The 23,656-nt window shown below is 71.6% G+C and carries 22 protein-coding genes and 2 pseudogenes; 8 read left to right on the forward strand and 16 right to left on the reverse strand.

Translation table 11 applies throughout. The features are described 5' to 3' along the window. Positions 1-157 precede the first annotated feature (157 nt). Together CCN72_RS09625 and CCN72_RS09630 are read left to right on the forward strand one after the other, a co-directional pair. Entirely contained in the window at positions 158-1,582 is a 1,425-nt protein-coding gene (locus CCN72_RS09625) for a hypothetical protein (RefSeq protein ID WP_086807143.1), read from the forward strand. A gap of 199 nt (positions 1,583-1,781) precedes the next feature. Beyond that, positions 1,782-3,248 (forward strand): alkaline phosphatase PhoX, encoded by a 1,467-nt coding sequence (locus CCN72_RS09630; RefSeq protein ID WP_086807144.1) that lies wholly within the window; start codon positions 1,782-1,784, stop codon positions 3,246-3,248. Positions 3,249-3,289: 41 nt separating this feature from the next. On the opposite strand, the gene CCN72_RS09635 is transcribed toward CCN72_RS09630, so the two are convergent. From CCN72_RS09635 to CCN72_RS09660, 6 genes are all read right to left on the reverse strand, one after another. Beyond that, positions 3,290-4,489: a TerD family protein gene (locus CCN72_RS09635; protein WP_086807145.1), complete on the reverse strand. Its 1,200-nt coding sequence runs from the start codon at positions 4,487-4,489 to the stop codon at positions 3,290-3,292. 83 nt (positions 4,490-4,572) lie between these two features. After that, positions 4,573-5,562, reverse strand: a complete 990-nt coding sequence (locus CCN72_RS09640) for a zinc-dependent alcohol dehydrogenase family protein (protein ID WP_086807146.1) — start codon at positions 5,560-5,562, stop codon at positions 4,573-4,575. Beyond that, a complete protein-coding gene (locus CCN72_RS09645; protein ID WP_037656693.1) occupies positions 5,559-6,383 on the reverse strand; it encodes a carbohydrate ABC transporter permease in 825 nt (274 codons plus the stop codon). Before CCN72_RS09645 ends, CCN72_RS09640 begins: the two co-directional genes overlap by 4 nt. Continuing rightward, positions 6,380-7,318: a carbohydrate ABC transporter permease gene (locus CCN72_RS09650; RefSeq protein WP_086807147.1), complete on the reverse strand. Its 939-nt coding sequence runs from the start codon at positions 7,316-7,318 to the stop codon at positions 6,380-6,382. The genes CCN72_RS09645 and CCN72_RS09650 overlap by 4 nt, the downstream gene beginning before the upstream one ends. Further along, on the reverse strand, positions 7,315-8,685 hold the full coding sequence (locus tag CCN72_RS09655; RefSeq protein WP_086807148.1) for an ABC transporter substrate-binding protein: 1,371 nt from the start codon (positions 8,683-8,685) through the stop codon (positions 7,315-7,317). The genes CCN72_RS09650 and CCN72_RS09655 overlap by 4 nt, the downstream gene beginning before the upstream one ends. Before the next feature lie 79 nt (positions 8,686-8,764). Continuing rightward, on the reverse strand, positions 8,765-9,532 hold the full coding sequence (locus tag CCN72_RS09660; protein WP_086807160.1) for a DeoR/GlpR family DNA-binding transcription regulator: 768 nt from the start codon (positions 9,530-9,532) through the stop codon (positions 8,765-8,767). 385 nt (positions 9,533-9,917) lie between these two features. Between CCN72_RS09660 and CCN72_RS09665 the strand changes: the two genes are divergently transcribed. After that, positions 9,918-11,081, forward strand: a complete 1,164-nt coding sequence (locus CCN72_RS09665; protein WP_086807149.1) for a hypothetical protein — start codon at positions 9,918-9,920, stop codon at positions 11,079-11,081. Here CCN72_RS09665 and CCN72_RS40380 read toward each other — a convergent pair. Next, positions 11,018-11,891: pseudogene (locus CCN72_RS40380) on the reverse strand (MFS transporter); the annotation flags it as partial. The gene CCN72_RS09665 and the pseudogene CCN72_RS40380 sit on opposite strands and share 64 nt — an antisense overlap. 74 nt (positions 11,892-11,965) lie before the next feature. Here CCN72_RS40380 and CCN72_RS09675 point away from each other — a divergent pair. Beyond that, positions 11,966-12,559, forward strand: coding sequence for a TIGR03086 family metal-binding protein (locus tag CCN72_RS09675; RefSeq protein WP_086807150.1), 594 nt, complete (start codon positions 11,966-11,968; stop codon positions 12,557-12,559). 222 nt (positions 12,560-12,781) lie between these two features. Next, on the forward strand, positions 12,782-13,579 hold the full coding sequence (locus CCN72_RS09680; RefSeq protein WP_085564147.1) for an HAD family acid phosphatase: 798 nt from the start codon (positions 12,782-12,784) through the stop codon (positions 13,577-13,579). Between the two features lie 131 nt (positions 13,580-13,710). Here CCN72_RS09680 and CCN72_RS09685 read toward each other — a convergent pair whose 3' ends face one another. The 3 genes from CCN72_RS09685 to CCN72_RS09695 form a co-directional block, all read right to left on the reverse strand. Then, a complete protein-coding gene (locus tag CCN72_RS09685) occupies positions 13,711-15,168 on the reverse strand; it encodes a peptidoglycan D,D-transpeptidase FtsI family protein (protein WP_086807151.1) in 1,458 nt (485 codons plus the stop codon). Between the two features lie 115 nt (positions 15,169-15,283). Next, positions 15,284-15,754 carry a GNAT family N-acetyltransferase gene (locus CCN72_RS09690; protein WP_086807152.1) on the reverse strand — a complete coding sequence of 157 codons (471 nt, stop codon included), beginning with the start codon at positions 15,752-15,754 and terminating at the stop codon, positions 15,284-15,286. A 76-nt stretch (positions 15,755-15,830) separates the two neighbouring features. Further along, complete coding sequence (locus tag CCN72_RS09695) at positions 15,831-16,601, reverse strand: IclR family transcriptional regulator (protein ID WP_086807153.1); 771 nt, start codon at positions 16,599-16,601, stop codon at positions 15,831-15,833. A gap of 82 nt (positions 16,602-16,683) precedes the next feature. Between CCN72_RS09695 and CCN72_RS09700 the strand changes: the two genes are divergently transcribed. The 3 genes from CCN72_RS09700 to CCN72_RS09710 all read left to right on the forward strand — a co-directional run bounded on the left by CCN72_RS09700 (position 16,684) and on the right by CCN72_RS09710 (position 19,168). After that, positions 16,684-17,211 (forward strand): GNAT family N-acetyltransferase, encoded by a 528-nt coding sequence (locus CCN72_RS09700; RefSeq protein ID WP_086807154.1) that lies wholly within the window; start codon positions 16,684-16,686, stop codon positions 17,209-17,211. 75 nt (positions 17,212-17,286) lie between these two features. Continuing rightward, the gene (locus tag CCN72_RS09705; RefSeq protein ID WP_086807155.1) at positions 17,287-18,006 is read left to right on the forward strand and encodes a DsbA family oxidoreductase; all 720 of its coding nucleotides are present in this window, start codon (positions 17,287-17,289) and stop codon (positions 18,004-18,006) included. A 109-nt stretch (positions 18,007-18,115) separates the two neighbouring features. Continuing rightward, complete coding sequence (locus CCN72_RS09710; protein WP_086807161.1) at positions 18,116-19,168, forward strand: aminotransferase class V-fold PLP-dependent enzyme; 1,053 nt, start codon at positions 18,116-18,118, stop codon at positions 19,166-19,168. Positions 19,169-19,241: 73 nt separating this feature from the next. Here CCN72_RS09710 and thpD read toward each other — a convergent pair whose 3' ends face one another. The 6 genes and pseudogenes from thpD to CCN72_RS09740 form a co-directional block, all read right to left on the reverse strand. Beyond that, positions 19,242-20,135, reverse strand: a complete 894-nt coding sequence (thpD, locus tag CCN72_RS09715) for an ectoine hydroxylase (RefSeq protein WP_086807156.1) — start codon at positions 20,133-20,135, stop codon at positions 19,242-19,244. 6 nt (positions 20,136-20,141) lie between these two features. Then, positions 20,142-20,552 carry an ectoine synthase gene (locus tag CCN72_RS09720; protein ID WP_037656679.1) on the reverse strand — a complete coding sequence of 137 codons (411 nt, stop codon included), beginning with the start codon at positions 20,550-20,552 and terminating at the stop codon, positions 20,142-20,144. A 54-nt stretch (positions 20,553-20,606) separates the two neighbouring features. Continuing rightward, positions 20,607-21,878, reverse strand: coding sequence for a diaminobutyrate--2-oxoglutarate transaminase (ectB, locus tag CCN72_RS09725; RefSeq protein ID WP_086807157.1), 1,272 nt, complete (start codon positions 21,876-21,878; stop codon positions 20,607-20,609). Between the two features lie 13 nt (positions 21,879-21,891). Continuing rightward, positions 21,892-22,407 (reverse strand): diaminobutyrate acetyltransferase, encoded by a 516-nt coding sequence (ectA, locus tag CCN72_RS09730; protein ID WP_086807158.1) that lies wholly within the window; start codon positions 22,405-22,407, stop codon positions 21,892-21,894. Between the two features lie 255 nt (positions 22,408-22,662). After that, positions 22,663-23,217 (reverse strand): DinB family protein, encoded by a 555-nt coding sequence (locus CCN72_RS09735; protein WP_086807159.1) that lies wholly within the window; start codon positions 23,215-23,217, stop codon positions 22,663-22,665. 81 nt (positions 23,218-23,298) lie between these two features. Beyond that, a pseudogene (locus CCN72_RS09740) lies at positions 23,299-23,656 on the reverse strand (alanine--glyoxylate aminotransferase family protein); the annotation flags it as partial.

Here is a 23,656-nt window from a genome sequence, read left to right on the forward strand (position 1 = left end):
CGACTTCTACGCGCGTCAATCTCCAGCCTGCGCCCGGGACTTGTCAAGGTTTCGGCCATGTACTGGGGTTGACGAGGAGATGAACCGGGCGGCATGGGCCCAAATCCGTCTAAGCTGAGGGGCTGAGCACGTTTCACGGTCCGAGGAGATCCAGCCGATGTCAGACAGCTCCCCCCTGCCGCCCGTACGGCTGCACTCCGAAGCGGAGCTGGCACGCGCCGCGCTGTCCACGCCCCTGCTCGCGCGGGCGGCCCGGCTCGCCCGCTGGGCCGGCCCCGACACCCGGGTGGACGCGGGCGGGGGCCTGGTCGAGGAGCAGCTTCCCGGCGCCGCCGACCAGCTCGGACTGACCGGCGACGACGCGGCCGCCTACGCAGCCGAGGCCTGGCGGGTCGCGCTGGACTCCGGACTGGTCGAGATCGCCGACGAGGATCGCGGGACGGTCCGCACCGGCGAGGCGCTGGCCCTGCTCACCGGTTCCCCGCAGGAGGTGCTCACGGTGTGGCTCGCCGCACTGGAGACCGTGCTGGCGGACGCGAGCGTGCCCGATCTGGACGATCTGGTGGACGCCCTGGACGAGGGCGGGGAGATCGATTTCGCGTCACTCGACTGGGACCCCGAGGCCGAGGCCGAGTTCCTCGACGGTGTGCTCGGCAACCTCTACCTCCTGACGGTCAGTGAGGACGGCGCCGGGGACGGTCCGGTCCCGCTGCCCGCCCTCGCCGCGTCGATGATCGTGCCGGACGACATGGGCGAGCCCACCGACGACGTCCTGGAGCAGGTGTCCGACGCGATGATGCGCCTGGACGACCAGTTCCGGACGCTGGAGCCGGTCGGCCTGGTCGAGTACCGGCCGGTGGACGAGGCGTTGATGGCCGACGCCGACGAGGAACTCGCCGCGCCGGTGGAGGAGGCCGATGTCTCCCGCTACGGCATGGTGCGGCTGACCCCGCTCGGCGCCTACGGGCTGCGGGCGCGGCTGATGGAGGCCGGTTTCGAGGCGCCGGTGGTCGGCGAACTCGCCGACAAGGGGGCGGACGTACTGCTCGACGGCACCGCCGCGTTCGGCCCGTCGGCCGCTCTCGCCGAGACCGAGCTGTGGCTGAACCGGCATGAACCGCTCTCCGGCGCACGGGAGTTGCTGGCCGCGGCCCGGGGAACCGACGCCGGGGGACCGCTGCGCCGGCTGCGCTGCCAGCAGGCGCTGTCCCTGGTCGGCGGGGAGGCCGAGCCCGCGCTGCGGGAGGTGCTGGACGACCCCGAACTCGGCGGCCTCGCCCGGGTGTGGCTCAGCGAGCGGGGCGCCGCCGAGGTGCCCGCGCCCTCCCAGGACCTGGTGTTCTGGCTGACCATCGACACCGTCGCCGCCCAACTGGCCGCCGAGGGCAACAGCGAGGAGCTCCAGGCGCTGGTGGAGGGGCTCGCGGAACAGCACAGCGGGTTCTTCGCGGCCGCGTGGCGGGTGGAGCACCCGGCGACGGCCGATGTGCTGGAGGCGATGGGCCGGCTGCACCCGGACAAGAAGGTGGCCAAGGAGGCCCGCAAGGCCGCGTTCAAGGCGCGGTCGCAGCAAGGGGGTTGAGGGGTCCGGCCGGGGGTGCCTGCGTGGCACCGGCCTGCCGTGACGCTTGGTCCGCTCTTGAGATGGCGCATACGGTTTCTTGAACAAGGGTGCCTGTGGTGGCCCCGCGTTCAACTCCCGTTCAGGCGCCGCCGGGAGCGTGTGCGCCGAACGAGGACCGCCGCCCTCCACGGCACACCCATCCGTCACAGGAGACACCATGTCGCTCACCCGCAGGGACTTCGCCAGAACCTCCGCGATCACCGGTGCCGGGATCGCCCTGGCGGGCAGCGCCGGCGTGCTCGCCACCGCGCCGAACGCCCTCGCGTCCACGGAGACCGACACCGCGCACGGGGACGCCGCGGCGGCCCACGGCCAGGGACACGGCCACGGCCTGCCCGGCGTCGGCTACGGCCCCCTGAAGTCCGACCCCAAGGGCATCCTCGCCCTGCCCGCCGGCTTCAGCTACCAGATCATCACCTACAGCGGCAAGACCCGCCTGGAGTCGGGCGAGTTCACGCCGTCCAACCACGACGGCACCTCCGCCTTCGAGGGCCCCCGGGGCACCACCCTCCTCGTCAACAACCACGAGCTGGCGGGCCCGCGCGCCAACTGGACCCACCCGGTGCCGCTCACCGAGGGCCTGGTGTACGACCCTGCCGCGGCCGGTGGCTGCACCGTGGTCGAGGTGCGCCGCGACAAGGTCGCAGAGTGGGTCGGCATCGCCGGCACCGCCACCAACTGCGCGGGCGGCAGCACTCCGTGGGGCACCTGGCTGACCTGCGAGGAGACCGAGGACAAGGCCGGCCAGAACGGCATGACCAAGGACCACGGCTACGTCTTCGAGGTGGACCCGGTCGACCACCGGGCCAACCGCGCCCCCAAGCCGATCAAGGCGCTGGGCCGGTACGCCCACGAGGCCGTCGTGGTCGACCCCAAGCGCGGTCACCTCTTCCTCACCGAGGACGCCGCGGGCCCCAACGGCCTGCTCTACCGCTGGACCCCGCCGACCGGTTTCCGTCACGGTCGCGGCAGGCTGCGCACCCTCGCCGCCGACGCGGGCGTCCTCCAGGCCTTCAAGTGCTTCGACTCCGGCGGCCGGTTCGTGGACGACCTCTCCCGTGCCACCAGGACCGGCACGGTCTACGGCGTCGACTGGGTGGACGTGCCCGACCGTGACGCCCGGCAGGTCTCCACGCGCAAGCAGTTGGGCGAGGGCCAGGTCACCCGCGCCCGCAAGCTGGAGGGCATGTGGTGGGGTGACGGCGGCGTCTACATCGTCTCCTCCTTCGCCCGCGCGGAGAGCCCGGTCCAGCACGACGGCCAGGTCTGGTTCTACGACCCCCGGCGCCGGACCCTCACCCTCAAGGTGCTGCTCGGCGTGAACCCGGACCCGGGCAAGGACGGCGCGTTCGACGGCCCGGACAACATCACCGTCTCGCCGTACGGCGGTCTGGTCATCGCCGAGGACGGCGAGGGCGTCCAGCATCTGTTCGGGGCCACCGACAGCGGCCGTACCTATCCGATCGCGCGCAACGAGCTGAACATCGGCACCGAGGCCGAGCCGGAGTACAGCGAGTTCACCGGCGTCACCTTCTCGCCCGACGGACGGACCCTGTACGCCAACATCCAGACTCCGGGCATCATGGTCGCCATCACCGGGCCCTGGAAGCGGCAGAAGAAGTAACGGCCACCGAAGGGGGGCGCGGTCCTCGCGCCCCCCTTCGCTCAGAGAGCCTTGGCCGCCGGGTCCACCATGTTGCGGACCGTCCGCGCCTTCACGAAGTCGCCGATCGCGGTCATCTCCCACTCGCCGGAGAACTGGCGGATCAGCTTGGCCATCAGCACACCGGTCTGGGGTTCGGCCTGGGTGAGGTCGAAGCGGACCAGTTCCTCGTCCGTCGCGGCGTCCACGAGACGGCAGTACGCCTTGGCGACATCGGTGAACTTCTGGCCGGAGAAGGAGTTGACCGTGAAGACGAGTCCGGTGGCCTCCGGGGGGATGCGGCCGAGGTCGACCACGATCACCTCGTCGTCGCCCGCGCCCTCGCCCGTGAGGTTGTCGCCGGAGTGCTTGACAGCGCCCTTGAGGATCGTCAGCTTGCCGAAGTAGCAGCTGTCGATGTGGTTGCGCTGCGGGCCGTAGGCGATGACGGAGGCGTCGAGGTCGATGTCGGCGCCCCGGAACGCCGGCTCCCAGCCGAGGCCCATCCGCACCTGGGACAGCAGCGGCCGCCCGCCCTTGACCAGCGACACCGTCTGGTTCTTCTGGAGGCTGACCCGGCCCTTGTCCAGGTTGATCTTCCCCGAACCCGGGGCCGGAGCCGGGGGAGCGGCCGGCGGGGCGGCGGGCATCGGCGGAGCCATCGAGGCCGCCACCGGAGGCGCCACCGGAGGCGCCGCCGGCTGCGGGGGTGCCGCCGGAGCCGCCGCCGGTTCCTCCACCGTCACGCCGAAGTCCGTCGCGATGCCCGCGAGTCCGTTCGCATACCCCTGGCCGACCGCGCGGGCCTTCCACTGACCGCCCCGGCGGTAGACCTCCACCACCACGAGCGCGGTCTCGGTGCCCAGCTGCGGCGGGGTGAAGGTGGCCAGCACCGCACCGCCGTCCGCGTCCCGGACGGTGGCGGTCGGCTCGATGCCCTGGAAGGTCTGCCCGGCCGCGTCCGGGCTGGCCGTGACCACGATCTTCTCGATGTCCGGCGGCACCGCCGCGGTGTCGACCGTGATCGCGTCGGGCGCGGTACCGCCGCCGGACCGGTAGGCCACACCCGGTCCGGACGGCTGGTTGTAGAAGATGAAGTCGTCGTCCGAGCGCACCTTGCCGTCGCCCGTGAGCAGCAGGCCCGAGACGTCCAGCCGCACGGGAGCGGCCACGTCCACCGTGATGCGCGCGGCGGAGAGCGGAACGTTCGAGCCAGGGGTCATAGCTGTCATGTGGGGGGTAACGAACGAAACCGCTTTACCGTTCCCTTACCACCGGCATCACCCGTCACTCGCGGCACAGCCCTTCACGGCACGACGACGATCTTCCGTCCCACCCCCGCCGCGAACTGCTCCAGCGCCTGCGGATACCGCTCCAGCGGGAGCCGGTCGCTGATGAAGACCCCCGGGTCCAGGACGCCGTTCGCGAAGAGTTCCGCCGCCCGCTCATAGCTGTGCAGCACCGCCATCGAACCGGTGATGGTGATCTCCTGGTTGTAGATGCGGTACGGGTCGATCTGCACCCGGGTGGCGTAGTCGGCGACGCCGAACTGGAGGAAGGTGCCCGCCTTCGCCACCCGTCCCAGACCGTCCTGGATGGCTGCCGCGTTGCCCGTCGCGTCCACCACCACGTCCCAGCCCCCCGGCCGGTCGAGCTCGTCCGCGCCGGCCGCCGCGCCCGAGACCCCGAGCAGCCGGGCCGTCTCCAGGCGGGCCGGGTTCAGGTCCACCACGTCCACGCTCGCCGCGCCGGTGCGTTTGGCCAGCTCCAGCATCATCAGGCCCATGGTCCCGGAGCCGTAGATCAGCACATGGGAGCCGAGCCGGGAGCGCAGCACGTCATAGCCGCGCACCGCGCAGGACAGCGGCTCGATCAGGGCCGCGTCCTCGGTGCGCACATGGTCGGGCAGCTTGACGCAGTTGGCGACGGGGGCGACGGCGTACTGTGCCGCCCCGCCGGCCGTGGTCACGCCGATCGCGGCCCAGCGTGCGCACAGGTTGTTGTGGCCGCTGCGGCAGTAGCGGCACTCGTAGCAGTACAGGGACGGGTCCACGGCCACCCGGTCGCCGGTGGTGACCTCGGTGACCTGGGCGCCGGTGGCGACCACCGTGCCCGCGAACTCATGGCCCGGCACGATCGGCAGCTTGGGCGCGAACTCGCCCTGGAGGATGTGCAGATCGGTGCCGCACAGCCCGCACGCGGCGACCTCGACGACGACCTCGCGGGGCCCCGGTGCCGGGTCGGGGACCTCGGTGACGACGGCACGGCCCAGTGACTCGATGACGGCGGCCTTCATTTCACTGCTCCCAACGACAGGCCCTGGACCAGCTTGTCCTGGGCGGCGAACCCCGCGGCGAGCACCGGCAGGGAGATGACCAGCGAGGCGGCGCACACCTTGGCCAGGAACAGGCCCTGGCTGGTGATGAAGCCGGTCAGGAAGACGGGCGCGGTCTCGGCGACGACACCGGTGAGCACCCGGGCGAACAGCAGCTCGTTCCAGCTGAAGATGAAGCAGATCAGTGCCGTCGCCGCGATGCCGGGCAGCGCGATGGGGGCGACGACCCGGGCGAGGATCGTCGGCAGCCGGGCCCCGTCCACCCGGGCCGCCTCGATGACCGCGACCGGCACCTCGGCGAGGAAGGACTGCATCATCCACACCGCGATCGGCAGGTTCATCGCGGTGTAGAGGACGACCAGCAGCCAGATGTCGTCGAGCGTCCCGGTGTGCTTGGCGAACAGATAGATCGGCAGCAGTCCCGCGACGGCCGGGAGCATCTTCGTGGACAGGAAGAAGAACAGCACGTCCGTCCATTTGCGCACCGGCCGGATCGACAGCGCGTAGGCGGCGGGGAGGGCGAGCAGCAGGACGAAGAGCGTGGAGACCACCGATGCCACCGCCGAGTTGATCAGCGCGGGCCAGGGGCTCGCCCCACCGCCGACGCCGAAGAACTCGCGGTAGCCGTCCAGGGTGAGGGCGGCGCCGAAGGACGGCGGGTTGGTCGCCGCGTCCTGCTCGGAGTGGAAGGAGGTCAGCGCCATCCAGGCGATGGGCAGGAAGAAGACGATGCCGGCCAGCCAGGCCACGAGGCCCAGGCCATGGCGTCGCAGCGCGGTCATGAGCGGGCCACCTCCTCGCGGAACAGGGACGAGACCACGCGCAGGGCGAAGGTCGCGATGACAAGGGAGCCGATGACGACCAGGACGCCCGCGGCCGAGGCGAGGCCGTTCTCATGGGCCTGGTAGAAGCTCTGGTAGACGGTGTACGGCAGGTTCGCCGTGCCGAGGCCGCCGGAGGTGATGGTGAACACCGCGTCGAAGTTCTGCACGATGTAGATCGAGCCGAGCAGGGCGCCCAGTTCGAGGTAGCGGCGCAGATGGGGCAGGGTGAGATGGCGGAAGATCTGCCAGTCGCCCGCGCCGTCGACCCGGGCCGCCTCGATCTGCTCCCGGTCCCGGCTCTGGAGCCCGGCCAGCAGGATCAGCATCATGAACGGTGTCCACTGCCACACCAGGGACGCCTCCACCGCGAGCAGCGGGGTGTTCGAGATCCAGTCCGGCTGGGGGCCGCCGACGTAGTGCAACAGCCCGTTGAGCAGGCCGTACTCAGGGTTGTAGAGCACATGTTTCCAGAGCAGCGCGGCGGCCACCGGCACCACAAGGAAAGGCGCGATCAGCAGGGTACGGACGACGCCCCGGCCGCGGAAGCGCCGGTCCAGGAGCAGGGCGAGGAGCAGCCCGAGCACCAGGCTGGCCAGCACCACCGCCACGGTGAGCAGGACCGTCGTCCACACCGAGTGGCGCAGGTCCGCATCGGTGAGCACCTGGCGGTAGTTGGCGAGGCCGGTGAAGCGGCGGGCCTTGGGGTAGAGGGCGTTCCAGTCGAAGAACGAGATCACCAGCGTGGCCACGAAGGGCAGTTGGGTGACCGCGATCATGAAGACGAGGGCGGGCAGCAAAGGGGCCCGGGTGGCCCAGGCGCGCAGCCGGGCCGGGGGCCGTTTCAGCGGCCGGGCGGAGGCGGCCGGGTACGGGGCCGTGGTGGTGGCGGTCATCGTCCCTCGTACTCCTTGGAGATCTTCTCGGCGAGCTGCTGGGACTTCTTCAGGGCCGCGTCGACGGACTGGCGTCCGGCGATGGCCGCGCTGATCTCCTGGGAGACCCTGGTGCCGAGATCGGTGAACTCGGGGATGTCGACGAACTGGATGCCGGGCGCGGGGCGGGGCTGCACGCCGGGGTCGCCGGGGCGGCTGCTCTCGATGGCCTGCCGGGTCATCTCCTGGAAGGCCGCGGCGGATCGCCGGTAGTCGGCGTTGTCGTACGTCGAAGCCCGCTTGCCCGCCGGGACGTTCGGCCAGCCGCTGGTCTCTCCGACCAGCTGCTCGTACTCCTTGCTCGACGCCCAGGAGACGAACTTCCAGGCCTTGTCGGGGTTGTGGGAGGCGTGCTGGATGCCCCAGGCCCAGGTGTAGAGCCAGCCGGAGGAGGCGGTCCGCTCGACGGGGGCGGGGGCGTAGCCGAGCTTGCCCTTGACCGGGGAGCCCTTCGCCTCCAGGGAGCCGGCCGCGGAGGTGGCGTCGTACCACATGGCGACCTTGCCCTGCGTCATGTCGTTCAGGCACTCGGCGAACCCGGACTGCGCGGCGCCGGACTCGCCGTGCGCGCGGACCAGGTCGACATAGAACTTCGTCGCCTTGCGGAATGCGGGCGAGTCCAGCCGCGCCTTCCAGTCCTTGTCGAACCAGGTGCCGCCGAAGGTGTTCACGACCGTGGTCAGCGGCGCCGCCATCTCGCCCCAGCCGGGCAGTCCGCGCAGGCAGATGCCCCGCATACCGGGCCGCGCGCCGTCGGCCTGCGCGGCGAGGTGGGCCACCTGCTGCCAGGTGGGGTGGGCGGGCATGGTCAGGCCCTTCGCCGCGAACACGTCCTTGCGGTACATCAGGAAGGACGACTCGCCGTAGAAGGGCTGCCCGTAGAGCTTGCCGTCGTCGCCGGTGAGGGAGGCGCGCATCGGCGCCAGTACGTCCTTCTCGTCGTACGACGGGTCCTTCGCGACGTAGCCGTCCATCGGGCGCAGCCAGCCGTTGCGGGCGTAGATCGGGATCTCGTAGTTGGAGAGGGTGGCGACGTCGTACTGGCCCGCCTGGTTGGCGAAGTCCTGGCTGATCTTGTCGCGGACGTCGTTCTCCGGCAGCACGGTGAAGTTCACCTTGATGCCGGTCTCCTTGGTGAAATGCGTGGCGGTGAGCTTCTGGAGCTCCACCATCTGGGGGTTGTTGACCATCAGTACGTTGATCGAGTCGCCGCCGGATCCGGCTCCGCCCGCCCCGACCCAGCAGCCGGACAGCAGGGGGGTGAGCAGCGTCCCTGCGGCGGCCAGGACGAGCAGGGCTCGTGGCCTCCGTCGGCTCGGGGTGCGCATGGATCACTCCTGGATGTATGGGGATATAAGGGGTGTTCAGTGGGTGGGGAGCGCCCACGGGGGACGGGAGAGGGGCATCTCAGACCCGGATGACCTGCGGACCCAGCAGGGCGTAGCGATGGGCCTCGGCCACCGGGAGCTGGGTGCTGGTCACGATCGCCTCCAGCGCGCCGACGTCCGCGAACCGGCAGAAGCTCGCCGCGCCGAACTTGGTGTGCACGCCCGCGAACACGGTGCGCCGCGCCGCCCGCATCGCCTGCGCCTTGACCTCGCCGACCGCCGGATCGGGCGTGGTCAAGCCGTGCTCGCGGGAGATGCCGTTGGCGCCGACATAGGCGAGGTCGAGGACGAAGCCGGACAGCATCGTGGTCGTCCAGTGGTCGACGGTGGCCAGCGTGCCGGCCCGTACCCGGCCGCCGAGGAGCAGCACCTGGACGTGGTCCGCCCCGGCAAGGGCGCCCGCGACCGGCAGGGACGCGGTGACCACGGTCAGCGGCCGGTCCCTCGGCAGGGCCTCGGCGATGAGCTGCGGAGTGAAGCCCTCGTCGACGAAGACGGTCTCGGCGTCGCCCAGCAACTCGGCCGCGGCGGCGGCGATCCGGCGCTTCTCGGGCACCTGGCTGGTGGCCCGGAAGGCCAGCGTGGTCTCGAACCCGGCGCTCTCCACCGGGTAGGCCCCGCCATGGGTGCGGCGGATCAGCCCGTGGTCCTCCAGAGCGCGCAGATCACGCCGGACGGTCTCCTTGGCCACGCCCAGTCCGGCGGCGAGTGCGGTGACATCGACCGCGCCGGTGGCGCGCGCGGCCCGCACGATCTCGCGTCGGCGTTCCTCCGCCGTTCCGGTCATCTCGTCACCCTCCTCCCCGCGGAACTGCCCGTTCGGGCCCATGGGGGAAGTTGTACCGTCGGTCCGCCGCCCTGACCAGGCTTGTTGCCCGCCCGATGCTGCCCGCTTGAGCCCGTTTGCCGGGCGTGCTGCCCGCCGCGGACCTGCGCGGCGGCGCGGGCCGGTGTGGAAACGGGCGGCGCGCATGCCCGGATGCGGGGCCGGAGAGGCCCGTTCGACGCCCGTTCGCCCGTTTCCGGGCGGCGCGAGGGGATCCGGGGCGGCGCGATGTAGCCCGGAACCGCTCATGGGGCGTCCGGTGTTGACCGCCTCGCGAGGCCCCCTTAGCGTGAGCCCGTTCATGCATATGGACGATGGTCAGAGGAATGTACGCCGAGGAGTCCGCGTGAAGGCCGCCGCGTTCGTCTACCCCTGGGACGTCAACGGGGACCCCGACGCCCCCGCCCGCATCGCCGGGCTCGGCGTCGAGCAGGTGACCCTCGCCGCCGCCTACCACTCCACCCGCGCCCTGACCCCGCGCCACCCCCGCCATCGCGTCGTCACCGCCGAACACGCGGCCGTCCTCTATCCGCCGGGCGACCACTGGACCGGCCGCACCCCGCGCCCGTACCCCGCAGGCCGCTGGGCCCCCGGCGACGCCCACGGCGAGGCGGCCCGGGCGCTCGCCGGCGCCGGTCTCGCGGTGCACACCTGGGTGGTCCTCGCGCACAACTCCCGCCTGGGCGCGGAACATCCGGACACCTCCGTCGTCAACGCCTACGGCGACCGCTACCCCTGGGCGCCCTGCATCGCCCAGGAGGCCACCCGCGCCTACCTCGTCGACCTCGCCGCCGAGGCCGCCGTACGCCCCGGCGCGCAGGGCACCGAACTGGAGTCCCTCGGCTGGTACGGACTGGCGCATCTACACGCCCACGACAAGATCTCCGGTGTGCCCCTGGGCGAGGCCGGGGAGTACCTGATGTCCCTGTGCTTCTGTCCCTCCTGCCGTGCGGGCTACGGCGAACAGGGCCTGGAAGTAGAGGAGTTGGCCACTGCCGTACGGGCCGCCCTGGAGTCGCTGTGGCGGGGCGCGGTGGTCGACGGCGGCCTGCCTGCGGTGCCGGAACTGCTCGGCGAGGAGCGGGCCGCCGCCGTCCGGGCCTGGCGGGACAGGACGGCCCGGAGCCTCCAGGAGGAGGCCGTGGCCGCCGTGCGCGCCGCCGCGCCCGCCGGGTTCCAGATCCTGCTGCACGCCGACCCCGTCCCCGAGCACTGCGGCGCGAACGCGGGCGTCGACCCGGCCCACATCCTCTCCGTGGCCGACGGAGTCGTGGTCCCCTGCACCGCGGGCACGGCACCGCTGGCACCCTTCGCCGCGCACGCGGGGGAGCGGACCGTGCTGGCCGCCAACTTCACCGTCGTCTCCGGGATGGGCGGCAGCCCCCGCACCCTCGGGGCGGACGCGGCCCGCGCCCGGGCGGCCGGCGCGACCGAACTGCGGCTGTATCACGCCGGGTTGGCATCGGACGGGGATCTCGCGGCGGTGCGCGAGGCGCTGGCGGCGCGCTGAACCAGCGGCCGCGGTCGCCACCATCGCCAGGCCGTAGCAGGGCAGCAGCAGCCCGGGACCCGCCAGTTCGACCAGAGCGGCGCCCGCCGCGAGCCCGATGACGTTCGGCGTGAACATCAGCGTGCTCGCGGTGGCCGACACCCGGCCGAGCAGCGCGTCCGGGGTTTCCCGCTGCACGGCGGTGAGCGCGGCCGTCAGCACACAGGGCAGACCGAGATCGGATGCCAGCGAGGACGCGAGCGCCACCGGGTCGGACGGGACGGCCCGCGCGATCACCGCGAGCCCGGTCAGGGCTGTGCCCGCCGCCGCGAACCGCCGGGCGCCCAGCCGGCGCAGCGCGGGGCCGGTGAGCAGCCCGACCGTCACCGAGCCCGCGCCCTGGACGGCGTACAGGACGCCCGCGTAGGCGGGGGAGTGGCCGAGGCGGTCGATCACGGCGTACAGCGCGGCACCGGCGAGGGAGGTGAGCAGCAGTGTCGTACCGCCAGCCCGGACCAGGGGGCGCAGGCCGTCATGGCGCCACAGGTACCGGACGCCCTCGGCGGTACGGCGGCGCCAGTCGCCGTCCGGGGGCACCGGACGCTCCTCGCGCACGCGCAGCAGGGCGCACAGCCCGGCCGTGGCGGCGAAGCCGGCCGCGTCCAGAGCGGCGACGGCCGGGCCGCCGAAGGCCGCGTACAGACCGGCGCCGGTGAGCGGGGCGACGAGCTTCATGCCCTCGGTGACCGTCATCCGCAGTCCGTTGAAGTCACCGAAGAGGTCGGCATGCCGAACCATGGTGGCACTGAGGAGGGCCCCCGTGGATCGGTCGGATTCCCTGTGCGCCGATGAGTTCCGGGCCGCCGGCCGGTCCTCCCCTGAGGAACTCGCCCTAAGGAGCCGCCATGACCACGACCATGATCGACCTAGGACCCCAGACCCGTCTGGTGGCGCGGCTGGCCCGGGCGGTCACCGACGAGCAGCTGGCGGCCCCGACCCCGTGCCCCGCATACGCGGTACGGGAGTTGCTGGGCCACCTGCACGGGCTGTCCGTCGCCTTCCGTGACGCCGCCCGCAAGGATCTCGGCCCGACCACCGACACCGGCCCCGGCGCCGCCCTCCCGGTCCTCGCCCCCGGCTGGCGTGCCGAACTGCCGAAGGCGCTGGACGAACTGGCCGACGCCTGGTGCGACCCGGCCGCCTGGACCGGTATGACCCGCGCGGGCGGGGTGGACCTGCCCGGCGCGGTCGGGGGCGCCGTCGTCGCCGACGAACTGGTCGTCCACGGCTGGGACCTGGCCCGCGCCCTCGGCCACGCCTACACCCCCGACCCGGCCGCGCTGGACGCCGCCCGGTCCTTCCTCCTCGCCGCCGCGCAGGACCCCGGCCGGGGCGGTGGCATCTTCGGCCCCGTCGTCCCGACCCCCGAGGACGCCTCCCCGCTGGACCGCGCGCTCGGCCTGAGCGGCCGTGACCCGGGGTGGCGGCCGGCCGCGTGAGGGGCCGGGGCCGGGTGTCCCACGTCCTGACTGCGCCCTGGGGGAACCCCTCTTGATGCCCGAATTCCCGCCCCGGAACACGGAGTTCCGGGGCGGCGCTCGGACATGGCTGGAAAAAGACGTCCGTATCGATCGGGTAACAGGCCTCGCGGTACCGCTTGTTATGCGCGTAGACAATCCGTGACCTGGTCACTCACTCTAGCCACCAGATCCGGAGAATCCATGCGGAAGTCCCTCAGAGCGGCCGCCGCCGGCGCCGCCTGCGTCATCGCCGGTGCCGCCCTGTACGGCGCGGGCGCGGCCACCGCCGGTCAGTCGACGGCCAACTCCACCCACGAGCCCTACAACATCGGGCTCCTGACGAAGGACATCGACACCTACTACGGCACCACCGCCGACAGCAACGGCGTCTACCAGGCGTCGCCGACCAGCCCGTACGCCAAGGACCTGGCGCGGATCGACGCGGACGCCAAGAAGTACATCGACCGGGCCGCCCGTACCTCGCGCGCGCACCACCAGAAGCCCGCCGTCATGTTCGACATCGACGACACGGTGCTGCTGAGCCTCGACTACGAGAAGCGCAACAACTACGGCTACAGCTCGGCCACCTGGAACGACTACGTCAACCAGGCCAACCGTCCCGCCGTCTTCGGCAGCCCCGAGCTGATCCGCTACGCCCAGTCCAAGGGCGTCGCGGTCTTCTACAACTCGGGTCTCACCGAGGCGCAGCGCGGTGCCGCGGTCACCAACCTGAAGAGGGTCGGTGCCGACGTCAACCTGGACGCCGCCCACATGTTCCTCAAGGACTCGGCCAACCCGCCGGCCTACCTGAAGGACTGCGCCACCCCGGGCACCTGGACGTGCACGACCGTCCAGTACAAGGCCGGTACCCGCAAGCACATCGAGAAGGACCTCGGCTACAAGATCGTCGCCGACTTCGGCGACCAGTACTCGGACCTGGACGGCGGCTACTCCGGCCGTACGTACAAGCTGCCGAACCCGACGTACTTCGTCGGCTGAGACCTCCCGAACCTCCGTCCGAGGCCCTCGTAGGGCCCTCTGACGCCCGCGCCCCCGCCACCGGCCGCCGCATGGACGGCGCCGTGACGGGGGCGCGGTGGTTCTCGCCGGCTGTCGGTGTGCCTAAAGCCTCACTTCTTCAGCGCCGCCGCCATCATGGCCCGCGCCACCGGCGCCGCCAGCCCGTTGCCGCTGACCTCCGAGCGCGCCGCGTCCGACTGCTCGACCATCACCGCGACGGCCACCTCCTTGCCGTTGCTGTCGGACTTGCCGAACGAGGTGAACCAGGCGTACGGCGTCTTGCTGTTGTTCTCGCCGTGCTGCGCGGTACCGGTCTTGCCGCCGACGGTCGCACCGTCGATCAGCGCGTTGGTGCCGGTGCCGTCCTTGACCACGGTCTCCATGGCGGACTGGAGCTGGGCCGCGGTCCGGGCGCTGATGATCCGCTTGGAGCCGGTGTCGGCGTCGTAGTCGTGCACCACGTCACCGCCGCTGTCCACGGTCCGGGAGACCATGTGCGGCGAGGGCAGCTCACCGCCGTTGGCGATCGCCGCGGACACCATCGCCATCTGGAGCGGGGTCGCGGTCACGTCGTACTGGCCGATGCCGGTCAGCGCGGTCGAGGACTTGTCCATGTCCTTCGGGTAGACGCTGGGGTAGGCGCGCACCGGCACATCCTGGCGGTCGTCGTTGAAGCCGTACTTCTCCGCCATGGCCCGCACCTTGTCCTGGCCGAGGTCGACGGCCATCTTGGCGAAGACGTTGTTGCAGGAGTACTGGAGCGCCACCCGGATCGGGGCGTTGCGGCACGGCGCCGAGGGGTTCTCGTTGGCCAGGTCCCGCACCGTGCCCGGCAGCCGGTACGGATCGGGGCTGTCGGTGTGCTGGTCGACGTTCTTGTACAGCCCGCTCTCCAGCGCGGCCGAGGCCACGACCAGCTTGAACGTGGAGCCGGGCGGCAGCGGCTGGCGCAGCGCCCGGTTGTTCATCGGCTTGTCCGGGTCCGCGTTCAGCCGCTTCCAGGCACCGCCCGCCGTGTTGGCGTCGGTGAGCTGCGAGGGGTCGTACGACGGGGTCGACACCGCGGCCAGGATGCGGCCGGTCTTCGGGTCGATGGCGACGGCCCCGCCCTTCTTGTCGCCGAGCGCGTCATAGGCGGCCTTCTGCACCGCCGGGGCGATGGTGGTGACGACGTCGCCGGGGTCGGCCCGCTCACCGGTGAGGGTGTCCATGATCGTCTTCAGGCCCGGGTCCGTGCCGTTGAGCAGATCGGTGTAGATGCCCTCCAGCTGGGTGGGCGCGTACGCCTGCGAGGCGTAGCCGGTCACCGCCGCGTACAGCTTGCCGTCCTTGTACGTGCGCTTGTAGGCGAGATCGCCTCCCTTGGTCCGGGCCGAGCCGGTGATGGCGTTTCCGGCCACGATGATGTTCCCGAGCGGCTGCGAGTAGGTCGCGATCGCGTTCCGCCGGTTGTTCGTGTCGTCCGCGAGGGCCTGTCCGTCGTAGAACTGCACCCAGGTCGCCCGCACCAGCAGGGCGATCACCAGCAGCAGTGAGAAGACGGACGCTCGCCTGATCGTCTTGTTCATCCCGTTCATCCCGCACGGAAGACGTGCGGGAAGGGCACGAACGTTCCCGCTCGCCGGGATTTCTCATGTCCCGTTCATCCCGAGCGCCCCCGTTCATCCCCTGCTCATGCGTCGCTCATGCGTCCAGGACGAGCACGACCTCCTCGATCTCCTCGCCCCGGCCGTTGGCGAAGCCCCGGGCCCGGACGGACTCGCGGAAGCCGCACTTGGCCAGGACCCGCAGCGAGGCGGCGTTGTCGGCCGCCGCCCGTGCGTAGAGCGGCCGCTCGGGAACCTCGGCGAGCAGGGCGCGCAGCGCGGCCGTCGCCACGCCCCGGCCCCAGTGGGCGCGGTCGATCCAGTACGTCACCTCGCGCTCACCGGGCTCCCCGTAGACCGCCGCGCTGCCGGCCACCCGCCCGTCGGCCAGCACCGTGCGCAGCACGTCAGCAGAGCCGCGGATCCGTTTGAGACGGGCCTCGAACGCGTTCCGGTCGGCCGGGTCCTGGGGGCCGAACGCGGCCATCCGCAGCGCCACCGGGTCGGTCATCTGCCGGAAGAACAACGGCAGATCCTCGTCGTGGACGGTCCGCAGCGTGATCTCCATGGGGCCCGAGAATACGACGGTACGACCGCCGTGCCGGAGCGCGGCGCGCGGCTCGCCGCTGGGCCCCGGCCCGCGCTCAGAGCCTGCGGGTCGCCAGGGCCAGCCGGTCGCGGGCCCCGGACAGCGCGTCCTTGATCGTCTGTTCATGGGCGGGGGTCAGCCGGGCCACCGGAACCGAGCAGCTGACCGCGTCGCGGGCCGGGGCCCGGTACGGCAGGGCCACGCCGAAGCAGCGCAGGCCCACCGTGTTCTCCTCGCGGTCGACCGCGAAGCCCCGCTCCCGCACCCGGCGCAGCTCCTCGATCAGCCGCTCCCGGTCGGTGAGGGTGTGCTCGGTGAGCGCGGGCAGCTCCGGCGGCAGCAGCGCCCGTACCTCGTCGTCGGTGTACGTGGCGAGGATCGCCTTGCCGAGGGAGGTGGAGTGGGCCGGCAGGCGGCGTCCGACCCGGGTGAAGGGGCGCAGATAGTGCTGGGACTGGCGGGTGGCGAGGTAGACCACGCTGGTGCCGTCGAGCCGGGCCAGATGGATGGTCTCGGTGGTGTCGTCGGCGAGCCGGTCCAGCGCCGGGCGGGCGGCGGCCACCACCTCGTCGCCGTCGATGTACGAGGTGCCCACCAGCAGGGCCCGTACCCCGATGCCGTACCGGGTGCCCGTCGCGTCCGTCTCCACCCAGCCCAGCTCCACGAGGGTGCGCAGCAACATGTACAGACTGGACTTGGGGTAGCCGACGGCCTCCTGCACGGTCGCGAGGGAGTGCATGCCGGGGCGGCCGGCGAAGTACTCCAGCAGCTCGACCGTCCGTACCGCGGACTTGACCTGCGCCCCGCCCGCGTCGCCTGCCGTCATCGCCCTCGCCCCCTTCGCCTCGACGGCGTTCAGTGTAAAGAACGCCGGGAACCGGCGGCACGGGCACGACGTCCTCCGTCCCATGACCAGTGAACCGGCCAGTGAACCGACCAGTGAGCCCGGAAGCGCCCTGGAGATCCGCACCGCGCTGCCCGCCGAGGCCGAGACCATCGCCGAGCTGCATCTGCGCGCGCGCTCGACGTACTACCCGGACGGTGTCCCGCAGGCGGAGTTCGACTGGACCGAGGCATGGCGGGGGTCCATCGAGCGGTCCGGCGGACGGGTGCTGTGCGCCGTCGAGGAGGGCCGGCTGGCCGGGATCGCCTCCTTCCGGACGCCGGACGGAGCCGGCGCGGACACCGTCAAGCTGTTCCAGTTCCATGTCGACCCGGACCGCTGGCGGGGCGGTATCGGTACGGCCCTGCACACGGCCTGCGTGGGGGAGTGGCGGGCGGCCGGGCGGCGCACGGCCGTGCTCGACGTCCATGTGGACAACCTGCGCGCCCAGGGCTTCTACGCCCGGCAGGGCTGGGTGCCGGACCCGGAGAACCCGCCCGAGGAGGGGGACCACCATCTGTTCCTGCGGTACGCCGTGCCGCCGGGGGAATGACCGGGGGCACTTGAACGTTCACGTACTCGGCGGAGATCGTCTCCGCACCCGTACGACCTGGAAAGAGCCGAAGACATGCGCGTCGAGATCTGGAGCGACATCGCCTGCCCCTGGTGCTATGTGGGCAAGGCCCGCTTCGAGAAGGCGCTCGCCGCCTTCCCGCACCGCGAGGACGTGGAGGTGGTGCACCGCTCCTTCGAGCTGGACCCCGGCCGCGCCAAGGGCGATGTCGAGTCCGTGCTCACCATGCTGACCAGGAAGTACGGCATGAGCGAGGCGCAGGCCGAGGCCGGGGAGGACAACCTGGGCGCCCAGGCCGCCGCCGAGGGCCTGGACTACCGCACCCGGGGCCGCGACCACGGCAACACCTTCGACATGCACCGCCTGCTGCACCTGGCCAAGGAGCGCGGCCGGCAGGACGAGCTGATCCAGGCCCTGTACCGGGCCAACTTCGCCGAGGAGCGGTCTGTCTTCGCCGAGGGCGACGAGCGGCTGGTCGAGCTGGCCACCGGAGCCGGTCTCGACGCGGCCGAGGTGCGCGCGGTGCTCGCCGACCCCGAGGCGTACGCCGACGCGGTGCGCGAGGACGAGCGCGAGGCCGCCGAGCTCGGTGCGAACGGCTTCCCCTTCTTCGTGCTCGACCGCAAGTACGGCGTCTCCGGCGCCCAGCCCGCCGAGGTCTTCGCCCAGGCGCTCGGCCAGGCCTGGGGCGAGCGCGCCCCGCTGAAGCTGGTCGACCAGGGCGACGCCGAGGCCTGCGGCCCGGACGGCTGCGCGGTGCCGCCGAGGGGCTGACCGCCCGGGGCGGGAACCCCAGGTCGGCGCGGTCGTATAAGAAACCCTTGGCGCGTCCCCGTGGAAACGCGCAATGGACGGGGGCCTCGCCGACCCGCACAGTGGGCTCATGGAGACCTTCGAGAGCCTCGTCCGCGCCGAGTTCCGCCCGAAGAACACCTATCTGAACACCGCGAGCAGCGGTCTGCTCCCGGCCCGTACTCTCACCGCGCTCCAGGAGGCGATGGCGATCCGGGCCGAGGGCCGCCCGCTTGACCCGCTGTTCGAGGACGTCGAGCGGGCCCGCGCCGCCTTCGCCCGCCTTGCCGGGGTCCCGGCGAGCCGGGTGGCGGCCGGTCCCTCGGTCGCCGCGCAGACGGGACTGATCGCGGCCGCCCTGCCCGCGGGCGCCGAAGTCCTCACCGCCGAGGACGACTTCACCTCCGTGGTGAACCCCTTCCATGTGCGCGGCGACCTCAAGGTGCGCGCCGTACCGCTGGAGCGGATCGCCGAGTCGGTGCGCCCCGGCACCGCGCTGGTCGCGGTCAGCGCCGCGCAGTCCGCCGACGGCCGGGTCGCCGATCTGCCCGCCCTGCGCGCGGCGGCCCGCACCCATGGCGCGCGCACCTATGTCGACTTCTCCCAGGCCGCCGGCTGGCTGCCGTTCGACGCGGACGGCTACGACTTCACCATCGCCACCACCTTCAAGTGGCTGCTCGGCCCGCACGGTGCCGCCTTCCTCGTCGTCCCCGAGGACATGGGCGGGCTGACCCCGCTGCTCGCGGGCTGGGTCGCGGCCGAGAACCCGTGGGACAGCTGCTACGGCCCGGTCGCCGAACTCGCCCGCTCCGCCCGCCGGTTCGACGTCAGCCCCGGCCTGTTCACCTACAGCGGGGTCCACGCCTCGCTCACCCTGATCGAGGAGCTGGGCGTGGCCGCCGTGCACGCGCACGACCTGGCGCTCGCCGACCGCTTCACACAGGGGCTCGCCCGGCTGGGGCACGAGCCGCTGCCCGCGCCCGGCTCGGCGATCGTCTCCGTGCCCGGACTCGGCGCGAAGCAGGCCGAGTTGAGCAGCGCCGGCATCCAGGTGTCCGACCGGGCGGGCAATCTGCGCGCGTCCTTCCACCTCTACAACACGGCGGCGGACGTGGACCGGCTGCTCGACGTGCTGGCCGGTTAGTCCTGTCGGGACATGACCGGGCCGGGGCCTCCCGTCCCACACGTTAAGGCCCCGGCCCGGTGCTCAAAAGCGCCTACCTCACCGGGGTGAAGTCGCGCGCGCCGATGAACTCCGGTCGGCGCACCGGCGCGGCGAACGGCTCCACCGCCGTGTTCTCCACGCTGTTGAACACGATGAAGACGTTGCTGCGCGGGAACGGGGTGATGTTGTCCCCGGAGCCGTGCATGCAGTTGCAGTCGAACCAGGTGGCCGAGCCCGGCCTGCCGGTGAACAGCTTGATGCCGTGCTCGCCCGCCAGCTCGGTCAGCGCCGCGTTTGAGGGGGTGCCCGCGTCCTGCATCTGGAGCGACTTCTTGTAGTTGTCCTTGGGCGTCTCGCCCGCGCAGCCCAGGAACGTCCGGTGCGAGCCCGGCATGATCATCAGGCCGCCGTTGGTGTCGTGGTTCTCGGTCAGCGCGATCGAGACGGACACCGTGCGCATGTTCGGCAGACCGTCCTCGGCGTGCCAGGTCTCGAAGTCCGAGTGCCAGTAGAAGCCGCTCGCGCCGAAGCCCGGCTTGACGTTGATCCGCGACTGGTGGACGTACACGTCCGAGCCGAGGATCTGGCGGGCCCGGCCGACCACGCGCTCGTCGCGCACCAGGGCCGCGAACACCTCGCTGATCCGGTGCACCTCGAAGACCGAGCGGATCTCCTGGGACTTCGGCTCCACGATGGAGCGCTCGTCGAAGCGGATCGCCGGGTCGGTGACCAGCCGGTCCAGCTCCTGGCGGTAGATCTCGACCTCGTCGGAGCCGATCAGCTGGTCGACGGAGAGGAAGCCGTCACGCTCGAACGACTGGAGATCGCCCGCCGCGATCGGTCCCGGGGTGCCGGGCGAACCCCAGACGACCGGATCCTGGCGGGGGACGGTCACCTCGGTGGCACCACGGGTCGGGTAGAGGTCCTTCACGGTGGCGGTGGTCATGGTCGCTCACACCTCCTCGGGCTCGGGCTCCGTGAGCAGCGGGTAGACGCCGTTCTCGTCGTGGTCCTCCCGTCCGGTGACGGGCGGGTTGAACACGCAGATGCAGTGGAAGTCCTCCTTGACCCGCAGCGTGTGCCGCTCGTGCCCGTTCAGGAGGTACATGGTGCCGGGCGTGATGGTGTACGTCTTCCCGGTCTCGCGGTCGGTCAGTTCGGCCTCGCCCCGGGTGCAGACGACGGCCTCGATGTGGTTGGCGTACCACATCTGGGTCTCGGTCCCCGCGTACAGGATGGTCTCGTGCACGGAGAAGCCGACCCGCTCCTTGGCCAGGACGATGCGCTTGCTCTCCCAGGTGCCCGACTTCGACTTGATGTGCCGGTCGGTGCCTTCGATGTCCTTGAACGATCGGACGATCACGGTGGTGCTTCCTCCTGGTCGGACGTTGCGGTCAGACGGTGTGCTTCAGATGGTTCAGACGGTTTCCCGGACGGCGCGGGCGAGGACGCTCAGGCCCTCGTCCAGTTCGTCGGGGGTGATGGTCAGGGCCGGCAGCAGCTTGACGACCTCGCTCTCCGGCCCCGAGGTCTCGATGAGCAGGCCCAGTTCGAAGGCCCGCCGCGCGATGCGCCCGGCACGGTCCTTGTCGTGGAACTCCATGCCCCACACCAGCCCGCGCCCGCGGTACTCCTTGACGTCGGCGAGGTTCTCCTCGGTGATGGAGATCAGCGCCTGCTCGACCTGCTCGCCGCGGGCCCGGGTCTGCTTCTCCATGGCCGAGCCGTCGGTCCAGTACGCCTCAAGGGCCGCGGCGGCGGTGACGAACGCGGGGTTGTTGCCGCGGAAGGTGCCGTTGTGCTCGCCCGGCTCCCAGACGTCCAGCTCGGGCCGGAACAGGCACAGCGACATCGGCAGGCCGTAGCCGCTGATGGACTTCGACACCGTGACGATGTCGGGGGTGATCCCGGACTCCTCGAAGGAGAAGAAGGCGCCGGTACGGCCGCAGCCCATCTGGATGTCGTCGACGATCAGCAGCATGTCCTGCCGCTCGCACAGCTCCTTGAGCGCGCGCAGCCACTCGGGCCGGGCCACGTTGATGCCGCCCTCGCCCTGCACGGTCTCCACGATCACCGCGGCGGGCTTGTTCAGACCGGAGCCCTGGTCCTCAAGGAGCCGCTCGAACCACAGGAAGTCCGGGACGGTGCCCTCGAAGTAGTTGTCGAACGGCATCGGGGTGCCGTGCACCAGCGGGATGCCGGCGCCGGCCCGCTTGAAGGCGTTGCCGGTCACCGCGAGCGAGCCCAGGGACATGCCGTGGAAGGCGTTGGTGAAGGACACGATGGCCTCGCGGCCCTTCACCTTCCGGGCCAGCTTCAGCGCCGACTCCACGGCGTTGGTGCCGGTCGGGCCCGGGAACATGACCTTGTACGGCAAATCGCGCGGGCGCAGCACCAGGTTCTGGAAGGTCTCCAGGAAGCGGCGCTTGGCCGTGGTCGACATGTCCAGGCCGTGGGTGACCCCGTCCCGCGACAGATAGTCGATCAGCGCCCGTTTGAGCACCGGGTTGTTGTGGCCGTAGTTGAGTGATCCGGCCCCGGCGAAGAAGTCGAGGTAGGAGTGGCCGTCCTCGTCGTACATCCGGCTGCCCTGCGCGCGGTCGAACACGGTGGGCCAGCCGCGGCAGTAGCTGCGCACCTCGGACTCGAGGGTCTCGAAGACGCTGAGGTCGGGCTGGGTGATGGTCACGGTGATTCGCTCCTCAGTGGGCGTGGGAATCGGCCGGCGGGCCGATGCGGTAGAGGACTTCGGAGTCGTGCGGGCCGTCCGGGAACAGCTCGGCGGGGAACAGCACCTCGCGGCTGAGGTGCGCGCCGTGCCGCTCGGCGTACGAGGTGAACAGCCGCTCGGAGGCGGTGTTGCCGGGCGTGATGGTGGTCTCGATCCGGGTGACGCCGGACTCGGCGAGCCGCGCGGTCAGTCCGTCCAGCAGGGCGGCGGCGATGCCGTGGCCCCGATGGGCGGAGTCCACGGCGACCTGCCAGACGAGCAGGGTGTCCGGGCGGTCGGGCCGCACGTACCCGGTGATGAATCCGACGGGTGTGCCGTCCGCACCGCGCGCCACCGCCGAGGTGCCGGCGAAGTCCCGGCACCACAGCAGATAGCTGTAGGACGAGTTGAGATCGAGCGTTTTCGAGTCCTTGGCGAGGCGCCAGAGCGCGGCGCCGTCGGCCGTTGCCGGTCGGTCTATGAGTAGGTCTGCGGGTGCGGCAGTCATGCGGCACGAATTTAGCGAGGCAAATTAAAAAATGCACGACCGCAGGCGCGGCGCCGCTCGGAACGCTGTGTGGAATGTCCGGCTTGCCCCACGGCAAAGTGGGGCAAAATCCCCTCATTGTGGGGTGTGTCACACCACTGAAACCGTCAGAAATCTCCTGGAAAACTGGCCCGTTTAGCCACGCAAAAAGCGGGCAGAAGACTATGGGAAGCTACCGTCCGGGAAATTGGCGGGAATTGTGAAACTAAATTGAATTCAAGCTCCGGTGGCGCCGTCTATTCGTTCGCGGAGAATGTCCGCGTGTCCGTTGTGGCGGGCGTACTCCTCGATGAGGTGGATCAGCACCCAGCGCACACTGACCTCCGTCCCGGCCATCGGACCGTCCGCGATCCGGCCGGTGGCCTCCAGCGGCCGCCCGGCGCACAGCTCGCGGCCGCGTGCGATCTCCCGGTGCCAGACGGTCAGCGCCTCGTCCAGCCCGCGCGCCGGATCCAGGCCGTACCCGGACTCCTCCTCGAACAGCGGCGGCAGATCGAGGCCGCCCAGCACCCGCTGGAACCAGGTCCGCTCGACCTCCGCGAGGTGCTGCACCAGACCCAGCAGGGTCAGCTCCGACGGCTGCGCCGAGGCGGCCCGCGCCTGCCCGTCGGACAGGCCCCGGCACTTCAGCTCCAGCGTGGCCCGGTGGAAGTCCAGCCAGCTCTCCAGCATGGGGCGCTCGGGGCCGGTCGGCAGGGGGATCGGGCGGCCGTCGGGGAGGGCCGGATGCGCGGAGGTGTGGTCCGGCCGCGGGGGGTGATCGCTCGTCATGGGCGCAGCATGGCAGCCGGGTGTGACAACGGCCCGCACCTCGGGGCGCGGGCCGTCGTGGTGCTCACCGGTGGGTGGCGGTCACCGCCAGGCCTGCTCCACGGCCTGCCGGGCGGCCGCCGGGTCCACCGGCGCGCCCTGTGCGGCGAGGGCCGCGCCCAGAGCGGCCAGCGAGGCCTGGACGGCGGACTCGGTGGCGTCGGGGCCGTAGTGGTTGACCCGGATCATCTCCTTGGCCAGCGCGCCGCCTCCCGCGGCCAGCGGAAGGGCGGGGTCGGCGGCCAGCGCGGCGGCGACCAGGTCACAGGCCGTGAGCGACGGCGGGACCCGCAGGGTCGTGGCGACCGGGGCGGCGTCCGCGGCGTCGTGGACGTACGGCTCCAGGCCGCCGCCGAGGGCCGAGGCGCCCGCCCGGGTGGCCTCGGCCGCGCGGCGGTGG

It is taken from the genome of Streptomyces murinus, assembly GCF_002154555.1.
Classification (GTDB): domain Bacteria; phylum Actinomycetota; class Actinomycetes; order Streptomycetales; family Streptomycetaceae; genus Streptomyces; species Streptomyces murinus.